Annotated in this window: 18 protein-coding genes and 3 pseudogenes; 13 read left to right on the top strand and 8 right to left on the bottom strand. The window is 70.9% G+C overall.

Annotated elements, in window-relative coordinates:
- The coding region (locus I53_RS20695) for a DnaJ C-terminal domain-containing protein (protein ID WP_043354165.1) at positions 1–841 on the bottom strand (841 nt) is incomplete at its 3' end.
- Between the two features lie 240 nt (positions 842–1,081).
- Here I53_RS20695 and I53_RS20690 point away from each other — a divergent pair.
- The 4 genes from I53_RS20690 to I53_RS20675 are packed head-to-tail and all read left to right on the top strand — an operon-like array spanning position 1,082 to position 4,357.
- Entirely contained in the window at positions 1,082–1,465 is a 384-nt protein-coding gene (locus tag I53_RS20690; protein WP_043354164.1) for a VOC family protein, read from the top strand.
- Complete coding sequence (locus I53_RS20685; RefSeq protein WP_043354162.1) at positions 1,465–2,529, top strand: ABC transporter substrate-binding protein; 1,065 nt, start codon at positions 1,465–1,467, stop codon at positions 2,527–2,529. Before I53_RS20690 ends, I53_RS20685 begins: the two co-directional genes overlap by 1 nt.
- Entirely contained in the window at positions 2,526–3,584 is a 1,059-nt protein-coding gene (locus I53_RS20680; protein WP_043354161.1) for an iron ABC transporter permease, read from the top strand. Before I53_RS20685 ends, I53_RS20680 begins: the two co-directional genes overlap by 4 nt.
- Complete coding sequence (locus tag I53_RS20675) at positions 3,584–4,357, top strand: ABC transporter ATP-binding protein (RefSeq protein ID WP_043354159.1); 774 nt, start codon at positions 3,584–3,586, stop codon at positions 4,355–4,357. The genes I53_RS20680 and I53_RS20675 overlap by 1 nt, the downstream gene beginning before the upstream one ends.
- A gap of 15 nt (positions 4,358–4,372) precedes the next feature.
- Here I53_RS20675 and I53_RS20670 read toward each other — a convergent pair whose 3' ends face one another.
- The gene (locus I53_RS20670; RefSeq protein ID WP_043354158.1) at positions 4,373–5,155 is read right to left on the bottom strand and encodes a Crp/Fnr family transcriptional regulator; all 783 of its coding nucleotides are present in this window, start codon (positions 5,153–5,155) and stop codon (positions 4,373–4,375) included.
- A gap of 133 nt (positions 5,156–5,288) precedes the next feature.
- Positions 5,289–6,173, bottom strand: a complete 885-nt coding sequence (locus I53_RS20665; protein WP_051044925.1) for a GH25 family lysozyme — start codon at positions 6,171–6,173, stop codon at positions 5,289–5,291.
- A gap of 202 nt (positions 6,174–6,375) precedes the next feature.
- On the opposite strand from I53_RS20665, the gene I53_RS20660 reads away from it, so the two are divergent.
- Positions 6,376–6,819, top strand: coding sequence for a DUF488 family protein (locus I53_RS20660; protein ID WP_043354156.1), 444 nt, complete (start codon positions 6,376–6,378; stop codon positions 6,817–6,819).
- Between the two features lie 7 nt (positions 6,820–6,826).
- On the opposite strand, the gene I53_RS20655 is transcribed toward I53_RS20660, so the two are convergent.
- The 4 genes from I53_RS20655 to I53_RS20640 form a co-directional block, all read right to left on the bottom strand.
- Positions 6,827–7,201 carry a hypothetical protein gene (locus tag I53_RS20655; RefSeq protein ID WP_043354155.1) on the bottom strand — a complete coding sequence of 125 codons (375 nt, stop codon included), beginning with the start codon at positions 7,199–7,201 and terminating at the stop codon, positions 6,827–6,829.
- A gap of 48 nt (positions 7,202–7,249) precedes the next feature.
- Positions 7,250–7,474, bottom strand: coding sequence for a hypothetical protein (locus tag I53_RS20650; protein ID WP_075381396.1), 225 nt, complete (start codon positions 7,472–7,474; stop codon positions 7,250–7,252).
- Between the two features lie 113 nt (positions 7,475–7,587).
- A complete protein-coding gene (locus I53_RS20645; protein ID WP_043354154.1) occupies positions 7,588–8,505 on the bottom strand; it encodes a DNA-binding response regulator in 918 nt (305 codons plus the stop codon).
- Positions 8,498–11,872 carry an ATP-binding protein gene (locus tag I53_RS20640; RefSeq protein ID WP_043354168.1) on the bottom strand — a complete coding sequence of 1,125 codons (3,375 nt, stop codon included), beginning with the start codon at positions 11,870–11,872 and terminating at the stop codon, positions 8,498–8,500. Before I53_RS20640 ends, I53_RS20645 begins: the two co-directional genes overlap by 8 nt.
- A 285-nt stretch (positions 11,873–12,157) precedes the next feature.
- Between I53_RS20640 and I53_RS20635 the strand changes: the two are divergent.
- The 8 genes and pseudogenes from I53_RS20635 to I53_RS20610 form a co-directional block, all read left to right on the top strand.
- Positions 12,158–12,460 (top strand): annotated as a pseudogene (locus I53_RS20635) (transporter substrate-binding protein); the annotation flags it as partial.
- A 401-nt stretch (positions 12,461–12,861) separates the two neighbouring features.
- Positions 12,862–13,071 carry a hypothetical protein gene (locus tag I53_RS20630; RefSeq protein ID WP_043354151.1) on the top strand — a complete coding sequence of 70 codons (210 nt, stop codon included), beginning with the start codon at positions 12,862–12,864 and terminating at the stop codon, positions 13,069–13,071.
- Between the two features lie 405 nt (positions 13,072–13,476).
- Entirely contained in the window at positions 13,477–13,617 is a 141-nt protein-coding gene (locus tag I53_RS34145) for a hypothetical protein (RefSeq protein WP_164706328.1), read from the top strand.
- Positions 13,618–13,980: 363 nt separating this feature from the next.
- Positions 13,981–14,127, top strand: coding sequence for a hypothetical protein (locus I53_RS34140; protein ID WP_158498429.1), 147 nt, complete (start codon positions 13,981–13,983; stop codon positions 14,125–14,127).
- Between the two features lie 11 nt (positions 14,128–14,138).
- Positions 14,139–14,228 (top strand): K(+)-transporting ATPase subunit F, encoded by a 90-nt coding sequence (locus I53_RS20625; protein ID WP_020091582.1) that lies wholly within the window; start codon positions 14,139–14,141, stop codon positions 14,226–14,228.
- A 22-nt stretch (positions 14,229–14,250) separates the two neighbouring features.
- A complete protein-coding gene (gene kdpA, locus I53_RS20620) occupies positions 14,251–15,966 on the top strand; it encodes a potassium-transporting ATPase subunit KdpA (RefSeq protein ID WP_043354149.1) in 1,716 nt (571 codons plus the stop codon).
- A gap of 1 nt (position 15,967) precedes the next feature.
- On the top strand, positions 15,968–16,165 hold the full coding sequence (locus tag I53_RS20615; RefSeq protein ID WP_043354148.1) for a hypothetical protein: 198 nt from the start codon (positions 15,968–15,970) through the stop codon (positions 16,163–16,165).
- A 56-nt stretch (positions 16,166–16,221) separates the two neighbouring features.
- A pseudogene (locus I53_RS20610) lies at positions 16,222–17,076 on the top strand (HAD-IC family P-type ATPase); the annotation flags it as partial.
- Here I53_RS20610 and I53_RS35350 read toward each other — a convergent pair.
- Positions 17,076–17,297, bottom strand: a pseudogene (locus tag I53_RS35350) (homocysteine S-methyltransferase family protein); the annotation flags it as partial. The pseudogenes I53_RS20610 and I53_RS35350 sit on opposite strands and share 1 nt — an antisense overlap.
- Positions 17,298–17,454: the final 157 nt, after the last annotated feature.

Here is a 17,454-nt window from a genome sequence, read left to right as displayed (position 1 = left end):
GAACAGGTCCCGGGGGTGCCGTCCTCTTCGGCAGGCCCTTGCCGCGCAGGCGGAAGGTGCGGCCGGAACTCGTCATCGCCGGGATCTTCATCTCGACGACGCCGGTGAGCGTCGGCACGCGGATCGTCCCGCCGAGCACGGCATCCTCCAGGGGAACGTCGACGGTGGTGCGCAGGTCGGCCCCCTCGACGGTGAAGCGCGGATGCGGGCGGATCCGGATCGTCAGCAGGGCGTCGCCCGGCTCACCCCGGAGGCCGCCGCTCTGGCCGAGACCGCGCAGCCGGATGGTCTGGCCGTCGATCACGCCACGGGGGATCATCACGTCGACCTCCCGGCCGGTGGGCAAGGCGAGGCGCAGCTTCTCCTCGCTGGCGACCTGCTCCAGGGTCACCGACAGCTCCGCGGCGACGTCTTCGCCCTTGGCGGGCTGGCGCTGACCGCCCGGTCCGGCCCCGCCGGCGCGGAAGGCCTCGCCGAAAATGTGCGAGAAGATGTCCTCGCCCATCCCGCCGCCGCCCATGCCGCCGCCGCGCTGGGCGCGGGCCATGTGCTCGAAGTCGAAATTGCCCCCGCGGCCGCCGCCGAAGCCGCCGAACCCCTCGAAGCCGGTCGCGCGCGGCTTGCCCTCGGCATCGATCTCGCCGCGGTCGAACTGCTTGCGCTTCTCGGCGTCGCCCAGGATCTCGTAGGCCGAGTTCGCCTCGGCGAAACGGTCCTTGGCCTTCACGTCGTTCTTGTTGCGGTCGGGGTGGAAGTCCTTGGCGAGCTTGCGATAGGCCTTCTTGATCTCGGCCTCGCTCGCCCCCTTGGCCACGCCCAGCACGTCGTAGGGATTGCGCATGGATCTCTTGGCTGTGCGGTTGGCTGTGCGATATCGCTTCGCCAGCCGGATGTGGGATGGATGTTGCATCCCTGCAACGGTCCTGTCGGCGAAAGTCTGCGGGTTCGTGCCGAACGTCAAGCGGCCGATCTCGCCGCGGCTGCGGGCCGGCCCTATCGTCGGAGGCAGCGCCGACCGGCGCCTCCGGCGGGATCGGGCCGGAGGCCGCTCGCGCCGGAATCACCCGAGGCCGGAGAGCCGATGCACTACGCCTGCGACCACCTCCACCTGCGCAGCCGCGACGCCGTCGCGGCCGCATCCTTCTACATCGCGACGTTCGGAGCCCGCGAGGTCAAGCGCGTCGGCACGGATCCGGTGCAGCGTGTCGTGCTCGACCTCGGCGGCCTCGCCGTCTTCATCGAGCAGGCCCCGGCCGAGATCGCGCCCGCGGCGACCACGCCCTGCCTCGGGATCGAGCATGTCGGATTGCGCGTCGCCGACATCGAGGCGGCGATGGCCGATCTCACCGCCCGGGGCGTGACGGTGCGGACCGGCATCACCGAGCGCGGGCCCGGCCTGCGGATCGCCTTCGTGGAGGGACCGGACGGCGCGCTGATCGAGATCCTCGAGCGGACATCCGTCTGATGCCATCGAGCCCCGGTCGCCGGGCATCCCTGGCCGCGGCGCTGATCCTGCTGCTGGTGGCATCCGGGGCGGCCGCGGCGCGTCCGTTCACGGATGCGGCCGGCCGCACGGTCGAACTTCCCGAAAGGATCGGGCGGGTGCTCGCCGCGGGGCCGCCGGCCGTCGTGCTGCTCTACACCCTGGCGCCGGACCTGATGGCCGGCTGGGTGACCGCACCGCATCCCGAGGCGCTGCCCTTCCTCGAGCCCCGGACCCGAACGCTGCCCGCCTATGGCCGCCTGACCGGTCGGGGCGGCACGGCCAATGTCGAGGCGGTCCTGGCCGCCAAGCCCGACCTGATCGTCGATTCGGGGAGCCTCGGGCCGACCTACGCGTCCCTCGCCGACCGGATCCTGGCGCAGACCGGGATTCCCTACATCCTGCTCGACGGCAGCTTCGCGAAGAGTCCGGAAGCCTACCGGCAGCTCGGCGCCGCGCTGGGCCGGCAATCCGCGGCGGATGCCCTGGCGGCCGAGGCCAAGGCTCTCGCCGACAGGGTGGACCGCGCCGTGGCGACGCTCCCCGAGGACCGACGGCCCCGGGTCTATTACGCGCGCGGCCCGCGTGGCCTGGAGACGGGCTTCGCCGGATCGATCAACACCGAGCTGGTGGAGGCCGCGGGCGGCCGCAACGTCGCGCAGGACGGCGGCGGTCGCCTCGGCAACGTCTCGCCCGAGCAGGTCCTCGCCTGGAACCCGGACGTGATCGTCACCCTCGACCCGGCCTTCGCGGCCGGGCTGCGCACCGACCCGCTGTGGCGGACCATCCGGGCTGTCCAGACGGGGCGGATCTACGTGGCGCCGCTTCAGCCGTTCCCGTGGTTCGACGCGCCTCCGGGGGTCAACCGCCTGATCGGCCTGCGCTGGCTGGCGGCCCGGCTCCACCCGGACCTGTTCCCGGAACCGATGCCCGACGTGGTGCGCGCCTTCTACCGGGATTTCTACCACGTCGATCTCGACGGCGATCAGGTCGCCGCCCTCCTCGGACCGAGGCCCCCGGGCGCGGAACCGGACGCGCCGAAATGAGCGACATCCCGGCTGCGGCCGAGGCGATCGGGCTTCGCACCCGCAGACGCCTGCGGATTTCCGCGGCGCTTTTCTCCGGATTGGCTCTGCTGGCGCTGGCCGTGCTCGCCTTGGCGGTCGGCCAATATCCGGTCGCGCCCGCGGACCTTGCCGCAATCCTCGGGCACCATCTGCTCGGCCTGCCCCTGCGCGCGCCGGCCGCGGCGGAGACCGTGGTGATGCAGGTGCGGCTGCCCCGGGTCATCGCCGCTCTGGTGGTCGGCGCAGCATTGTCGGCGGCCGGGGCGACCTACCAGGGGCTGTTCCGCAACCCGCTGGTCTCGCCCGACATCCTCGGCGTGTCGGCCGGCGCAGGGCTCGGCGCCGTGCTCGGGATCTATCTCGGCCTGCCCGTGGCGCCAATCCAGCTCCTGGCCTTCCTGGGCGGGCTCGGCGCCGTCGCCGCGGTCTACGGCGTCGGCCTCGCCGTGCGGCGGCACGATCCGGTCCTGACCCTGGTCTTGTCGGGGGTGGCGGTGGGCGCGGTGCTCGGGGCGGGCATCTCGCTCCTGAAGGTGCTGGCCGACCCCTACAACCAGCTGCCGGCGATCACCTTCTGGCTGCTGGGGAGCCTGTCCTCGGTCACCCTGGGCGACGTCGCCGCCACCCTGCCGATGATGCTGATCGGCCTCGTGCCCCTCGTCCTGCTGCGCTGGCGCATGAACCTGATGAGCCTCGGCGACGCGGAGGCGCGGACCCTCGGCGTGGAGACGCGGGTGCTGCGCCCGGTCCTGATCGCCGGCGCGACCCTGATCACGGCGGCGGCCGTCGCGATGACCGGCGTCATCGGCTGGATCGGGCTGATCGTGCCGCACATCGCCCGGCTGCTGGTCGGGCCGGATTACCGCCGGCTGCTGCCGGCCTCGCTGGCGCTCGGAGCGGGCTACCTCGTGCTGGTCGACCTGATCGCGCGGAATATGGGAACCGTCGAGGTGCCGCTGGGCATCCTGACGGCCCTGGTCGGGGCCCCGTTCTTCCTCTGGCTGCTGGCGTCCGGGCGCCGGGGCTTCGCGTGATGCTGCTCCATGTGCGGGACCTCGCCTTTGGCTACGGCGGCCGCAGCGTCGGAAGCGGCGTGTCGTTCGACCTCGCCGCGGGCGAGGTGCTGTGTCTCATCGGGCCGAACGGCGGCGGCAAGACCACCCTGTTCAAGACGCTGCTCGGGCTGCTGCCCGCCCGGGGCGGTCGCGTCGTCCTCGGCGGCACCGACCTGTCCCGGCTGTCGCGCAGCGCCATCGCCCGCATGGTCGCCGCCGTCCCCCAGGCGCATGCGGCCTTCTTCCCGTTCACCGTCCGGGAGGTCGTCGTGATGGGCCGGGCGAGCCGGATCGGCCCGTTCGCCGCGCCCGGCCCGTCCGACGCGGCGGCGGCCGAAAAGGCCCTCGACGCCCTGGGGATCGGGCACTTGGCCGACACGGTCTACACCGAGATCAGCGGCGGCGAGCGGCAGCTCGCCCTGATCGCCCGGGCGCTGAGCGGGGAGCCGCGGCTGCTGATCATGGACGAGCCGACCGCGAGCCTCGATTTCGGCAATCAGGCCCGCGTCCTCGGGCAGATCCGCCGCCTCGCCCAGGCCGGCATCGCCGTGCTGTTCTCGACGCACGATCCCGGCCACGCCCTGCTCTGCGCCGACCGCCTCGTCGCCCTGCACGGGGGCCGCCTCGTCGCCGACGGGCCGTCCGCCGCCACGGTCACCCCGGCGCTCCTGCGTCTGATCTACGGGATCGACGTGGTGGTGGCGCCGGTCCCGGGCCTCGCAGCGCCGGTCTGCGTGCCCGTCGTCGACTGACCGCGCTCCGGCCCCTCAGGCCGTTCGCGACACCGGCCCGGCATCCGCGTCCGGTGCGGCCCGGCGCGGACCATCGGGCCCGTACACCGCGCCGAGCACCGCCTCGCAATGGAGCCGGACGCGGGCGTGGCAGGCGCAGGCGGCGGCCGAGACCGCCCGGCGATCGACGATCGTGATGCGCCCGCGCTCCGCCCGGAGGAGTCCCTGCTCCTGCAGCATCCGCAGGATCCGGGTGAGGTAGGTCCGCTGGACGCCGAGCATCGCGGCCATCAGCTCGTGGGTGACCGGAAGGGTGTCGCCGCCGGTCCGGTCCTGCAACGACAGCAGCCAGCGGAGGCAGCGCTGCTCGATCGGGTGCACGGCGTTGCAGGCCCCGATCAGGAGCAGCTGAGCCAGGAAACAATCGGCATAGCGGGCGAACAGATCGCGGAACGTCGCGGATCGGCGCTCGGCCTCCCGCAGGCGGTCCGCGTCGAGGCGCAGCACCCGCCCGCCCACCTGCACCAGCCCGCTGACGGCGTTCGGCAGCCGGCCCTGGCCGATGATCCCGCCGACCGCCCCGTCGTGACCGACGCTCGCGGTCTCCGCCATCCGGCCGTCGTGGGTGGCGACGACCAGAGCGACAACGGTCTGGTCACAGGGAAAGATCACAGGGCTCGCGCCGGAGTCAGCCGTGAGGATCGTGTCCCCCCTGGCGACGGTCACCGGTTCCAGATCGCGTTCGATCAGCGCGCGGTCCGAACCCGAAAGCGCGTCGAGGAGCAGGTTGCCGGTGGAGGCGGCAGGTTCGATCGGCATGGGGCGGCGAGATGCGGCAGAGAGGGTCCCGTCAGGACCCTCACGGATATGCGCCCGTCAGCGTGCGGACTCGCCAGCCATACCCCGCAGGCTGCGCCCTCGAACTAACTTAGGTTTCGTTGCACCCGTTCATCTACTTGTCCGTGCATAGACCCTGCTCCGAGAGTCTCCTGTGTTCGCGCGGATCGCAGTCGGTGGCCAGGAACGAGGCCCAGTCCGACGGGGTCCCGTAGAAGGCGTTGCGGTCGACGTCACCCCGCACGCCCGGGACCCGACCCGTCGAGGTGAACTGCCACAGCATCCACTTACGGTTGACGAACCGCTGCTCCGGCTCGGCCGCGGTGGAGCGCAGCCAGTGCGGATAGTCCGGGAGTTCGCCCTCCAGCACGTCCTTGTGGAAGGTGATGTCGGTGTAGATGATCGGGCGCTTGCCGGTGTAGCGCTCCATCTCCTCCAGCATCTCGGTGACCATCGCCAGGGCCTGGGCCTTGGGCAGCTTCTTCGGGCAGGTCTGCGAGTGGCCGTTCCACTCGACGTCGAGGACCGGCGGCAGAGCGGTGGGGTCGTTCGGAACGTTCCGCTTGAACCAGTCCATCTGCTCCCTGGCGGAGCGGCACCAGAACACGAAGTGGTACGCGCCCCGCGGCACGCCGGCCCGCGCCGCGCCGTCCCAGTTGGTCCGGAAGCGCTCGTCGACGTGGTCGCCGCCCTCGGTGGCCTTGATGAAGGCGAACTGCGTGCCGGCGGCCCGGACCGAGGCCCAGTCGACGTTGCCCTGCCACTTCGAGATGTCGATGCCCTGGATCGGGTGGAGCTTGGCCTTGGCCACGCCCGGATGGGGCTTGGCGTCACCCTTCGTCGGATAGAAGTCGTTGTTGGAGGCACAGGCCGCGAGGCCGGCCAGGATGGCGGCGGCGGCGAAGCGCCCGGCGAGGCGCCGGGCCGGCTTCAGACGGTCGGTCAGACTCCGAGCGACTTCCCCGAACGGCGACCGCGAAAGTTTTGAAATCCGCGACATCAGTGTTTAGCCCGCCACCGAAGAAGCGCCACAGACAGGCGTATTCGATGGCCCCGGCGCGGTTAACGGAGCTTTGCGATCATTGCGGCGGAATTCCGAGACGCGTTGCCTGCCCGCGACATACGGCGCCCATCCCCGGTTGGTTCACAGGGCGAGATCCGGCTAAGTCGCGGTCCCGCAACGCGAGTCCGGACACGGCGCCGTGAGTAAGCAACTCTTTACCATAGGCTACGAAGGCCTCGATTCGGAGCGCCTCGTCGGGGTCCTGCGCTCGGCGGGGGTCGCAACGCTGGCGGATGTCCGGGCGGTGGCGAACTCACGCAAGCGCGGCTTCTCGAAGGGTGCGCTGGGCACATCCCTGCGCGAGGCCGGCCTGGGCTACGCGCATCTGCGCAGCCTCGGGACACCGAAATCCGGCCGGCAGGCGGCCCGGGCCGGGGACGCGGCGCTGATGCGCCGGATCTACTGCGAGGAGGTGCTGGACACGGCCGCAGGCCTCGCGGCCCTCGACGAGCTCGCCGCGCTGGCCGAGGGGGCCCCGATCTGCCTGCTGTGCTTCGAGCGCGATCCGGCCGGCTGCCATCGGCGCGTGCTGGCCGAGCGCCTCGCACCGCGCGGCTTCGTGGTCAGCGACCTCTTCGGCTGAGCCGGTCTCAGCGGCCCGACAGGGAAGGCGCGCGCATGCCCAGCGCGCCCGCAAGACGCCGGACGGGGCCGAGGGCGGCCGTCAGACCCAGCGGCGCGGCCCTGCGCGGCGCACGCGGCCGGCGACGGTCGGCATCCGCGACCGGCTCGACCGGCAGGTACAGCGCGTCGAAGAAGGACATCTCCAGGAGCGTGGCGCCGTCGTCGTCGGTGATCACCATCGCCGCCTCCATCAGCCGCGGGTCGCCGCCGTGCTGGCGCATCAGCCCCTGCACGATCGTGCGCGCGGTGGACCGGGCGGCCTCGACATCCTCGACCCACTGGGCCGCCGAGGCCGGGAGCGAAGCGTTGCCGAGGCGGATGGTGAAGTGGGCGCGGACCATGAAGCGCTCCTGGGAGGGGACCGGCGGGGACACCGCCGGCAACGGGTGTCAGGCGGCCTGGGCGTCGTCGACGGCTTCGGCGACGGGTTCGGACTTCTCAGCCGCGGATTTCGGATCGAAGGCGTCCGCGAGCAGGACGAGGCGCCGCGCCATGTCCCGCACCTCGTTGAGCGCGATCGACTTCTGGCCTTCCTTCACCGCGCGGGTGATGTCGCTGACCTGCGTGGTGGCGATCCGCTTCAGTTCGTCGGCGAGCTGCTGGCTGGTCATCATCGCATCCGGACTCGGCTTGTCAGGCTGAGCCGGGACCGTGAGGGAACGGGGCTTACCAAGGCGTTTCGCCGGGCCGCGCAGCCTGTGGACAAGAGCGGGATGCGCCCTTCGGCTCACCCCTCCAGATGGCGTGCGGCGATGATCGAGGCCGCCGTGCGGTTCTCCACGCCGAGCTTGGCGTAGATGCCCTCGAGGTGCTTGGTCACGGTCCGGTGGCTGAGCCCGAGGATCTCGCCGATGTCGCGGCTCGACTTGCCGCGGGACAGCCAGAGCAGAACCTCCGCCTCGCGGCCGGTGACCGGGAGGCGCGCCCGGAGCCGCTCGACCCCCGCCGAGAGCGCGTCCCGCGACAGGCGGAGCAGGATCTCGTCCGGCGTGCGGCCGATGAAGCTCAGGGCGTAGGCGAGGCCGTCGCGATCGGTCAGCGTCAGGGGCTGCGCGGCGCCGGCGAGGCATCCGCGCAGCCAGTCGCGCGCCTTGGCGGGCAGTTCGACGGCGCCGGGCCGATCGGCGCCGAGCCCGGCCAGCAGCCGGCCGGCCTGAGGCGTCGACCACAGCACATGCCCGTCCTCCGAGACGGCGAACAGGGTCCGCCCGGCCGTGTCGAGGGCAGCCCGGGCGCTCTGCGCGGCGCGGGCGCTGGCGAGGTGCACGCGGATCCGGGCCAGGATCTCGTCCGGCGCGATGGGCTTCGTGACGTAGTCGATGCCGCCGGCGGAGAGGCCCTTCACGATGTGCTCGGTCTCGCTCAAGCCGGTCATGAAGATCACCGGCACGCCGGCGAGATGCGGCTTGGCCTTGAGCCGCCGGCAGGTCTCGAAGCCGTCGAGCCCCGGCATCACCGCGTCGAGCAGGATCACGTCGGGCGTGATCTCGTCCACGAGGGCCAGGGCGAGGTCGCCGCCGACCGCGACCAGCACGGTGGCCCCGGAGCGCTCGATCGCCTCGGTGAGGAAGCTCAGCGTGTCGGGCGAATCATCGATCACCAGGACGATGTCCCGGTTCGGCTGGAGCTTCGGCGCCTCAGCCATGACGGGCGAGCTCCTGCAGGACCGAGAGATAGCGGCGCAGGTCGTACCCTTCGACCAGCCCGCGCATCCGGGCGACGAAAGCGGGCGGCACGGTCGCGTCCTCCTCCATCTGGATCAGCTTGGCCTCGATGGCCCGGATATGCCCGATCCGGCCGAGGCGCAGGAGCTCGCCGATATGCTCGGGCCCGGGCCCCGGCCCGTCCGCGAAGGCCGGAACAGGCTCGGGCTGCGTCGGCGCGGGGCTCTCGGTCCATTCGAGGTGCAGGAGCTTGCCGATCCGCTCCATCACGTCGCGCAGGTCGAAGGGCTTGGCGAAGATGGCGTCGTGGGGCGCGTCGTCGCCGCGAACCGGGCTGATCTCGTGGACATTGGCGGACATCATGGCGATGGGGCCGGTATGTCCGGCCTGCCGCAGGGCCGCGGCCGCCGCCCAGCCGGTCATCCCGGGCATCGCGATGTCGAGCAGGATCAGGTCGACCCCGCCCCGCGCGACGATGGCCAGGCACTCCGGCCCCGAGCCGGCCTCCAGGACGGAGATGCCCTGCGGCTCCAGGATCGCCCGCATCAGCGCGCGGTGGGCGCTGTCGTCGTCGGCGACCAGGACGGTGCGTCGCGCGCCCGCATAGACCCTCTCCGGGGCCGCCGCCGGCGCGGGCGGGACAATCGGTGCCGGCTGGGCCACGGAGGCCAGCATCAGCCGCAGACGCGCCTGCGTGCCGCCGCCCGGCGCCGCCGTCACGGTAATCTCGCCGCCCAGCAATTGGGCCAGCAGGTTGGCGATGGTGAGCCCGAGCCCGGTCCCCGGCGTGCTGCGGGCGGCCGGTGTCGAGCCGCGCTCGAACGGCTCGAAGATCCGCGCGAGATCCGCCTCCGGGATGCCGGGACCGGTGTCGCGGATCGTGAAGATCGCGATCTGGCTCCGGTAGCTCAGGTCCAGCGAGACGGTGCCGGTTTCCGTGAACTTGATGGCGTTCGACAAAAGGTTGAGCAGCACTTGGCGCAGCCGCTTCTCGTCGGTGGCGACCACGGCCGGCAGGATCTCCGGCCGCGAAAAGCGGAACTCCAGCCCCGCCTCGCGCGCCTGGAGCCGGACCATGTCGACCAGCTGGTCGAGAAAATCCGCGAGGCGCACCTCGTCGCGGTGAATCTGAAGGCGTCCGGCCTCCATGCGCGAGATGTCGAGGAGGCCGTCGATCAGCCCGGACAGGTGCTGGGCGCTGCGGCGGATCACCCGGAGACCGTTGAGGCGGTGCGCCGGGATCGCCGGATCCGATTCCAGGAGCTGCGCGTAGCCGAGCACCGTGGAGAGCGGCGTGCGCAGCTCGTGGCTGATCCCGACCACGTAGCGGCTCTTGGCCTGGTTGGCGGCCTCGGCCCGCTCCTTGGCCTCCTGCAGCTTGGCGTCGGTGATCTTATGGGCGGCGATCTCCGCCTGGTAGAGCGCGGTCTGGCGCATCGTCTCGGCCTGGGCGACGCGCCGGCTCTCCTGGGCGAGCACGAACAGCCACGCCACCACGCCGAGGATCACCACCAGGGTGAAGAACACGCTGGTCAGCGCCGTGCGCAGGAACTCGCGATTCTCCGGGTGGGCAATCGTCGCGCCCGCATGCACGATGCCGAGGATCAGGCCGATCACCGCGCAGAGCGTCAGCATCACCGCGAGGTAGCGGCCGAGCGGCGCGCCGATCCAGGCTGCGGTCCGGCCCGGCAGGATCCGGGCGGCTACGGCTTGCGCCTGCACCTCCAGCCTTCCGTGCGGCTTGCACAGGTCGCCGCAGCGGGCGTCGAGCGAGCAGCAGAGCGAGCAGATCGGCGCGTCGTAGGCCGGGCAATGGGCCATGTCCTCGCCCTCGAAGGGCAACTCGCAGACCCGGCAGGTGACCTCGGCGGTGCCCCAATCCTGCTTGGGCGTCCGGGCGAGATACCAGCGCCCCCCCGTCGCCCAGGCGATCGCCGGCGCGGCGCCGAAGGCGACGGCGAGGGTGAGCAGCGGCGCGAAGGGCTGCAGGATCGGGCCAAGCCAGCCGAGATAGGCCGCGCCGCCAGCCGTCAGCGCCAGCGCCATGGCGCCGGTCCCCACCGGGTTCACGGCGTAGAGATGGGCGCGCTTGAACTCGATCCCCGGAGGCGAGAGGCCCAGCGGCTTGTTGACCGCGAGGTCCGCGGCGAGCGCCCCGACCCAGGCCGAGACCACGGCTCCGTAGAGCGGCAGCGTGCTCTCGATGGTCTTGTCGATACCGAGCTCCATCAGGAGCACCGCGATGGCGACGTTGAACACGAGCCAGACCACCCGTCCCGGATGGCTGTGGGTCAGCCGGGAGAAGAAGTTCGACCACGCGATCGAGCCGGCATAGGCGTTGGTGAGGTTGATCTTGAGCTGCGAGACGATGACGAACAGCCCGGTGAGCAGCAGTGCTGCCCGGCTGCCCTCCCCCGTCAGATAGCCGAAGGCCACCGCATACATCCGGGTCGGCTCGGCAGCGTGCTCGGGCGGGACGCCGTGCCCCAGGGCCAGGACCGCGAGGGCGGCGCCGAGCAGGATCTTCAGCATGCCGGGCAGGATCCAGCCCGCGCCGCCCGCCAGGACCGCCAGCCACCAGCGGCGGTCGCGCGGACCTGCCGGCTCCGGCACGAAGCGGAGGAAGTCGACCTGCTCGCCGACCTGCGCCAGCAGCGCCAGCAGGACGCCCGTGGCGAGCCCGAATCGGGCGAGATCGAAGCCGGCGCCGCCGCCGTCGAGGCCCGGGAAGACGGTGAGCGCGCGCAGCGGCCCCGCGCCCTGTGCCGCCACGAAGATCAGCGGGAGCAGGCTCAGCCCGATCCAGATCGGCTGCGTCCAGATCTGGAACCGGCTGATCAGACGGATCCCGTAGACGACGAGCGGGATCACCGCCCCGGCGCAGAGCAGGTAGCCGACGCCCAGCGGCAGCCCGAAGCAGAGCTGCAGCGCCAGCGCCATGATCGCCGCCTCGATGGCGAAGAACAGGAACGTGAAGCTCGCGTAGATCAGCGACGTGACGGTCGAGCCGAGATAGCCGAACCCGGCGCCGCGGGTGAGGAGATCCATGTCGACGCCGTGACGGGCGGCGTAGACCGTGATCGGTGCCGCCGTCGCGAAGATGATCAGGCCGACGACCAGGACGGCCGCCACCGTGTTGGGGAGCCCGGCCGTCAGCGCCAGCGTCCCGCCGATCGCCTCGAGCGCCAGGAACGAGATCGACCCGAGCGCGGTCTGCGCCACCTCCAGACTGGACCAGCGCCGCGCCTTCTTGGCGGTGAAGCGGAGGGCGTAGTCCTCCAGGGTCTCGTCGGCGACGAAGCGGTTGTAGTCCCGGCGGATCGGGATGATGCGCTGCGGACCGCTCATGGCGCCGGAGACCGGACGACCCGGCCGCCGCCCATGGCCGGCGCGGCGCATGCGACGCCGACGGGCGCGGGCGCGCGCGAAACATCGAGCACCCGAACGGTGCTCACGCTCTTCGCGCTCCCCGTCACCCCAACCTCAAAGTATTCCGCGGCGATGGTGCACCGCATGCAAGAGTACGGCCATACGCAAAATCGCGTATAGGCCGCACCGCAACCCAGGACCTAGCCTGCGCTCGTCGATCCGCGGCCGCCTCTCAAGGCCCCGGACGCGAACAGGGTCAGGCACATGGCAGACGACACCGAGACCGGCGCCGATCACGGCTTGCGCTCCCCGCTGCGGCGCAGGCTGCTCATGGGACTGGCCGGCGCCCCGGCGCTGGCGCTGATGCCGCGGAATGCCTGGGCGGCGCCGCCGACCGCGGCGGTGAACACCACCGGCCTCGCGGTGACCGACAGCGAGGTGACGGTCGGCATCCTGCACTCGATCACCGGCACGATGGCGATCTCCGAGACCGGCGCCCAGGAAGCGGAAAAACTCGCGATCCAGCAGATCAATGAGCTTGTGCCTGGCGACGCCGTCCTCGGGCGATCCGGCTGTCCGGATCGCGGCCCCCAGCGCATCCGCAGACGTCTCGAACGGGGACCCGGCCGGCGTGTGAGACATGGCTCGGACCACCCTGACAACGACGCTTCGAGGGCGCCGCGGCTTGCCGCGTGAGGCCGGACACACGCGTTGTCCGAAGCCTGGCTATTCATTATTCGACACCGTTACATGGTCCAATTGTCGGATCAAGCGGCGTCAGAACTGCTGTCGCGTTGCGGTGAACGATGTGCCCACAGGTGTGGCAACTCGAAACAGACCGTCGATTTCAGCCGGTCCGTCACGGCCGCCGATCATCCGTGCCCGCCCCGGACGCATCGGTGCCATGTCTGGGCGAGGCGTCGCGTCGCGTCAGGTACAGTGTATCTTCCGTGAAAACGGAGGAAATAATGGCCTACAAGATCACTTTTCGTAAGGGAAAGCGCGAGAGCTTTACCAAGCTCTGGCCGTGCGACCTTGAGGCGGCGACGGCCTACGCGCTGGCGCAACTGCCCATCCAGCATCGGGATAAGGGTGCGACGTCGGTGAGCGTGATCTGCGAGCGGACCGGCGACGTCGTGTTCAGTTCGACCGAGCAGCCCGAGACCGAACCGGCATAGGGCCGGTCGCGAGACGGACGATGCAGAGGTCGGCGTCCGCTTCGATGCGGATGTCCGGCCGCGGGCGCGGACGAGCCACACCGGGAAGGGCCGAATCATGACTTCAGACGCATCCCGGCCGCAGGGGCCGACGGTTACGTCTTCCGCATGCGCCGACCTGGAAGTCGGCCCGTACAGCTCGCCGCCCTGCTTCCTGCACGAACTCGATCCGAGCTTCCTCGGTCTTGCCACGGCGCTGGCGGCACAGCCGCAGACCACGGCCGCCGACGACGGGACGCCTGACCTCGCAGTCGCTCGCGATCCTGATGACATCCCTACGCCGGATGCTCTGCAGCCGTCTTGGATCCTCACGGCCGACGGGGACGTGATCGCGCCACCGGGCACATGCCCGGATGGAGCTCCCCCATGCAGATCCTTCGCCATATCCTCGCCGAATGTCGGGCCGACCGCGTCTTCGCGCTGATGATCGTCACGCTCGGCGCTTGGTCGGCCATCTCGGTCCTGCTGCTGGCTCTGAACATCCCCGAACCCTTCACCGCTCGATGAGCGCCGCGGTTACGGCGCTCGGTCCGGACGACCAGCCCTCCGGAGCGCCGTCCTGTCCCGCACCCGGGCGGTCGCCGCAGATTGGCTTGGCCGCGCCCTGCGCCTGCCCCATCGTACCCGTCGCCGGGCGCTGCCACGCTTGTGGGTTGATCTATGGCGGCATTCGCGGCGAGGCCGCGGGCGTGATCCGGCTGGATCGGGCGCTGTGGCGTGCGCTCTGCCCCGGCGCCGCGCGGCTGACGATGCCGGCAGCCTGCGGCGCGTTGCGTGCGAGCTTCGTCGGACGCGCACGATCCTAACGCGACCCTTATAAGTTCCGCCCCGGTCCTCGCTCGAACCCTAACGCGGTTCGAGGCGACACTGATGGTCGGCCAAGGCCGGGTGCGGAACCTCCGCGGCCGGTCCGCCGAACCGGACCTGACCCCCATGCTCGACATCGTCTTCCTCGCCGGAGCGCTCGCCTTCTTCGCCGCCGCCGCCGGCTACGCGGCCGCCTGCGATCGGCTCTGAGAGAGTCCGCCATGACCCTCGACCTCGCCCTCGGCGCCTGCGTGACCGCCGGCCTCCTCGTCTACCTCACCTACGCCCTCGTCCGCCCCGAGCGGTTCTGAGCGGCCCTGACGGATCTCCCCCATGAACCTCAACGGCTGGATCCAGATCGCGCTCTACTGCGCGGTCGTTCTGGCGCTCGTGAAGCCCCTCGGATCGTACATGACCCGGGTCTTCACCGGAGAGCGCACCCTCCTCTCACCCGTGCTCGGCCCCGTCGAGCGCGGGCTCTACCGCGTGTCCGGCATCGATGCCCGCCAGGAGCAGCACTGGCTGGCCTATACGGGCGCGGTCATCCTGTTCCACGTGCTGGGCTTTGCGGTGCTGTACGCGATCCTGCGGCTGCAGGCGGTGCTGCCGCTCAATCCGGCCGATCAGACCGCGGTGGCGCCGGATCTCGCGTTCAACACGTCGACCAGCTTCATCACCAACACCAACTGGCAGTCCTACGGCGGCGAGACCACGCTCTCGTACCTCTCCCAGATGCTGGGGCTGACGCACCAGAACTTCCTGTCGGCGGCGACCGGCATCGCGGTGGCGGTGGCGCTGATCCGCGGGTTCGCCCGCGCCTCGTCGGGCACGATCGGCTCGTTCTGGGTCGATGTGACCCGCGCCACCCTCTACGTGCTTCTGCCGATCTGCGTGCCTTACACGCTGTTCCTCGTCTGGCAGGGCATGCCGCAGACGCTCGGCGCCTACGTCGACGCCACGACCCTGGAGGGCGCGCACCAGACCCTCGCGCTCGGACCGGTGGCGAGCCAGGTGGCGATCAAGATGCTCGGGACCAATGGCGGCGGCTTCTTCAACGCCAACGCCGCGCACCCGTTCGAGAACCCCACCGCCCTGTCGAACTTCGTCCAGATGGTCTCGATCTTCGTGATCGGCGCCGCGCTGACCAACGTCTTCGGCCGCATGGTCGGCGACGAGCGCCAGGGCTGGGCGATCCTCGGCGCCATGGGGATCCTGTTCCTCGCGGGCGTCCTCGTCACCTATTGGGCCGAGGCCCACGGCAGCGCCGTCCTGAACAGCTTCGGGCTGACCGGCGGCAACATGGAGGGCAAGGAGACCCGCTTCGGCATCGCCGCCTCGGCGCTGTTCGCGGTGATCACCACGGCGGCCTCCTGCGGCGCCGTCAACGCCATGCACGACTCGTTCACGGCGCTTGGCGGCCTGATCCCGCTGCTCAACATGCAGCTCGGCGAGATCATCATCGGCGGCGTCGGCGCCGGCCTCTACGGCATGCTGATCTTCGTGATCGTGGCGATCTTCGTGGCGGGCCTGATGGTCGGCCGCACCCCCGAATACCTCGGCAAGAAGATCGAGGCGAAGGAGGTGAAGATGGCCATGCTCGGCATCCTCTGCCTGCCGCTGATGATGCTGGGCTTCACCGCCCTGGCGACGGTGGTGCCGGCGGGCCTCGCCGGCCCGGCCAATGCCGGTCCGCACGGCTTCTCGGAGATCCTCTACGCCTACACGTCGGCGGCGGCCAACAACGGCTCGGCCTTCGGCGGGCTGACGGCCAACACGCTGTTCTACAACAGCACCCTGGCCATCGGCATGCTGGTCGGCCGGTTCTTCGTGAAGATCCCGGTCCTGGCCATCGCGGGCTCGCTCGCCGCCAAGAAGACGGTCCCGGCCTCCGCGGGCACGTTCCCGACGCATGGCGGCCTGTTCGTCGGGCTCCTCGTCGGCGTGATCCTGATCATCGGCGGCCTGACCTTCTTCCCCTCGCTGGCCCTCGGCCCCGTGGTCGAGCACCTCGCGGGCGCGGCCGGCCAGACCTTCGCGACGGGGGGCTGAGATGCCCCGCGCCCTCCCCGCCCGGCGCGTCGCGCGCCACCACCTCGTGCTGCACCGGCAGCCGCACCGGCGCGACCGCGCCGGTGCCCCGCCCCTGCGGACGTCGGACCTCGTCCTGGCGCTCCTCGGCGTCGTCCTGCTCGGCGGCTTCGCCCTCCTGGCCGCCTACGCCCTGACGGCCGGCAGGCTGGCCCTCTGATCCCAAAAGCGCCCGGCGCGCCGCGCCGGGCTCCCCACCCCTTCCGGACATCTTCCATGTCGCGTCAGACATCATCCCTGTTCAGTGCCGCCCTGATCGGGCCGGCCCTCATCGGCTCCGTCAGGAAGCTCGATCCCCGCGCCATGATCCGCAACCCGGTCATGTTCGTGGTCGAGGTCGTGGCGGCGCTCACCACGGTCCTGTTCGCCCGCGACCTCGTCACCGGCGGCAGCGACCTCGCCTTCTCCGGCCAGATCATCCTCTGGCTGTGGTTCACCCTGATCTTCGCCAACTTCGCCGAGGCCCTCGCGGAGGGGCGCGGCAAGGCCCAGGCCGACAGCCTGCGGCGCACCCGCACCGAGATGACGGCCAAGCGCCTCAAGGGGGCGGGCCGGGCCTACGAGACGGTGCCGGGCACCGCCCTCAAGGTCGGCGACGTCGTCTTGGTCGAGGCCGGCGACCTGATCCCCTCCGACGGCGAGGTGATCGAGGGCGTGGCCTCCGTGAACGAGGCCGCCATCACGGGCGAATCCGCACCGGTGATCCGCGAATCCGGCGGCGACCGCTCGGCGGTGACCGGCGGCACGCAGGTTCTTTCGGACGAGATCAAGGTCCGCATCACCGCGGCGGCCGGCTCGACCTTCGTCGACCGGATGATCGCCCTGGTGGAGGGCGCCTCGCGGCAGAAGACGCCGAACGAGATCGCCCTGAACATCCTGCTCGCCGGGCTCACCATCGTGTTCGTCTTCGCGGTGGCCTCGATCCCGAGCTTCGCGAGCTACGCGGGCGGTTCGATCCCCGTGATCGTCCTCGTCGCCCTGTTCGTCACGCTGATCCCCACGACGATCGGCGCGCTGCTCTCGGCGATCGGCATCGCCGGCATGGACCGGCTGGTGCGCTTCAACGTGCTCTGCCGGATCGCGTCGGGCTGCGTCAGGATCAGCAGGTCGTTGTTGCCCTTCTGATCGTGGCCGTGATCCTTGAACCGGTCGCCGCGAAAATCCTCTTCCGAGAACTTCAGCCGCTGGATCACGGTGCCCATCGCACCGTCGAGGACGAGGATCTTCTCCGCCGCGCGCTGGCGCAGCGCCTGTGCGATCGCGGTACCGTCGACGGGGGCAAAATCGGTCATCATGCGTCCTGTCAGATCACCTCGTCCCGAGGTGCCGGAGCGAAGCGGAGGCCTCGCAGGAGGCCTCCAGATATCTCGGTGTTCCCTGGAGCCCGCCTTCGAAGCCGCTCGCGCGGCACCTCAGGAGGGTGAAAACCTTCGTTCTACCAGACGCTTC

Origin of the sequence: Methylobacterium sp. B1 (assembly GCF_000333255.1) — a bacterium.
Lineage (GTDB): Bacteria > Pseudomonadota > Alphaproteobacteria > Rhizobiales > Beijerinckiaceae > Methylobacterium > Methylobacterium fujisawaense.
Note: the sequence above shows the minus strand (reverse complement) of the source record. Positions and strands in the feature narration are given on the sequence as shown.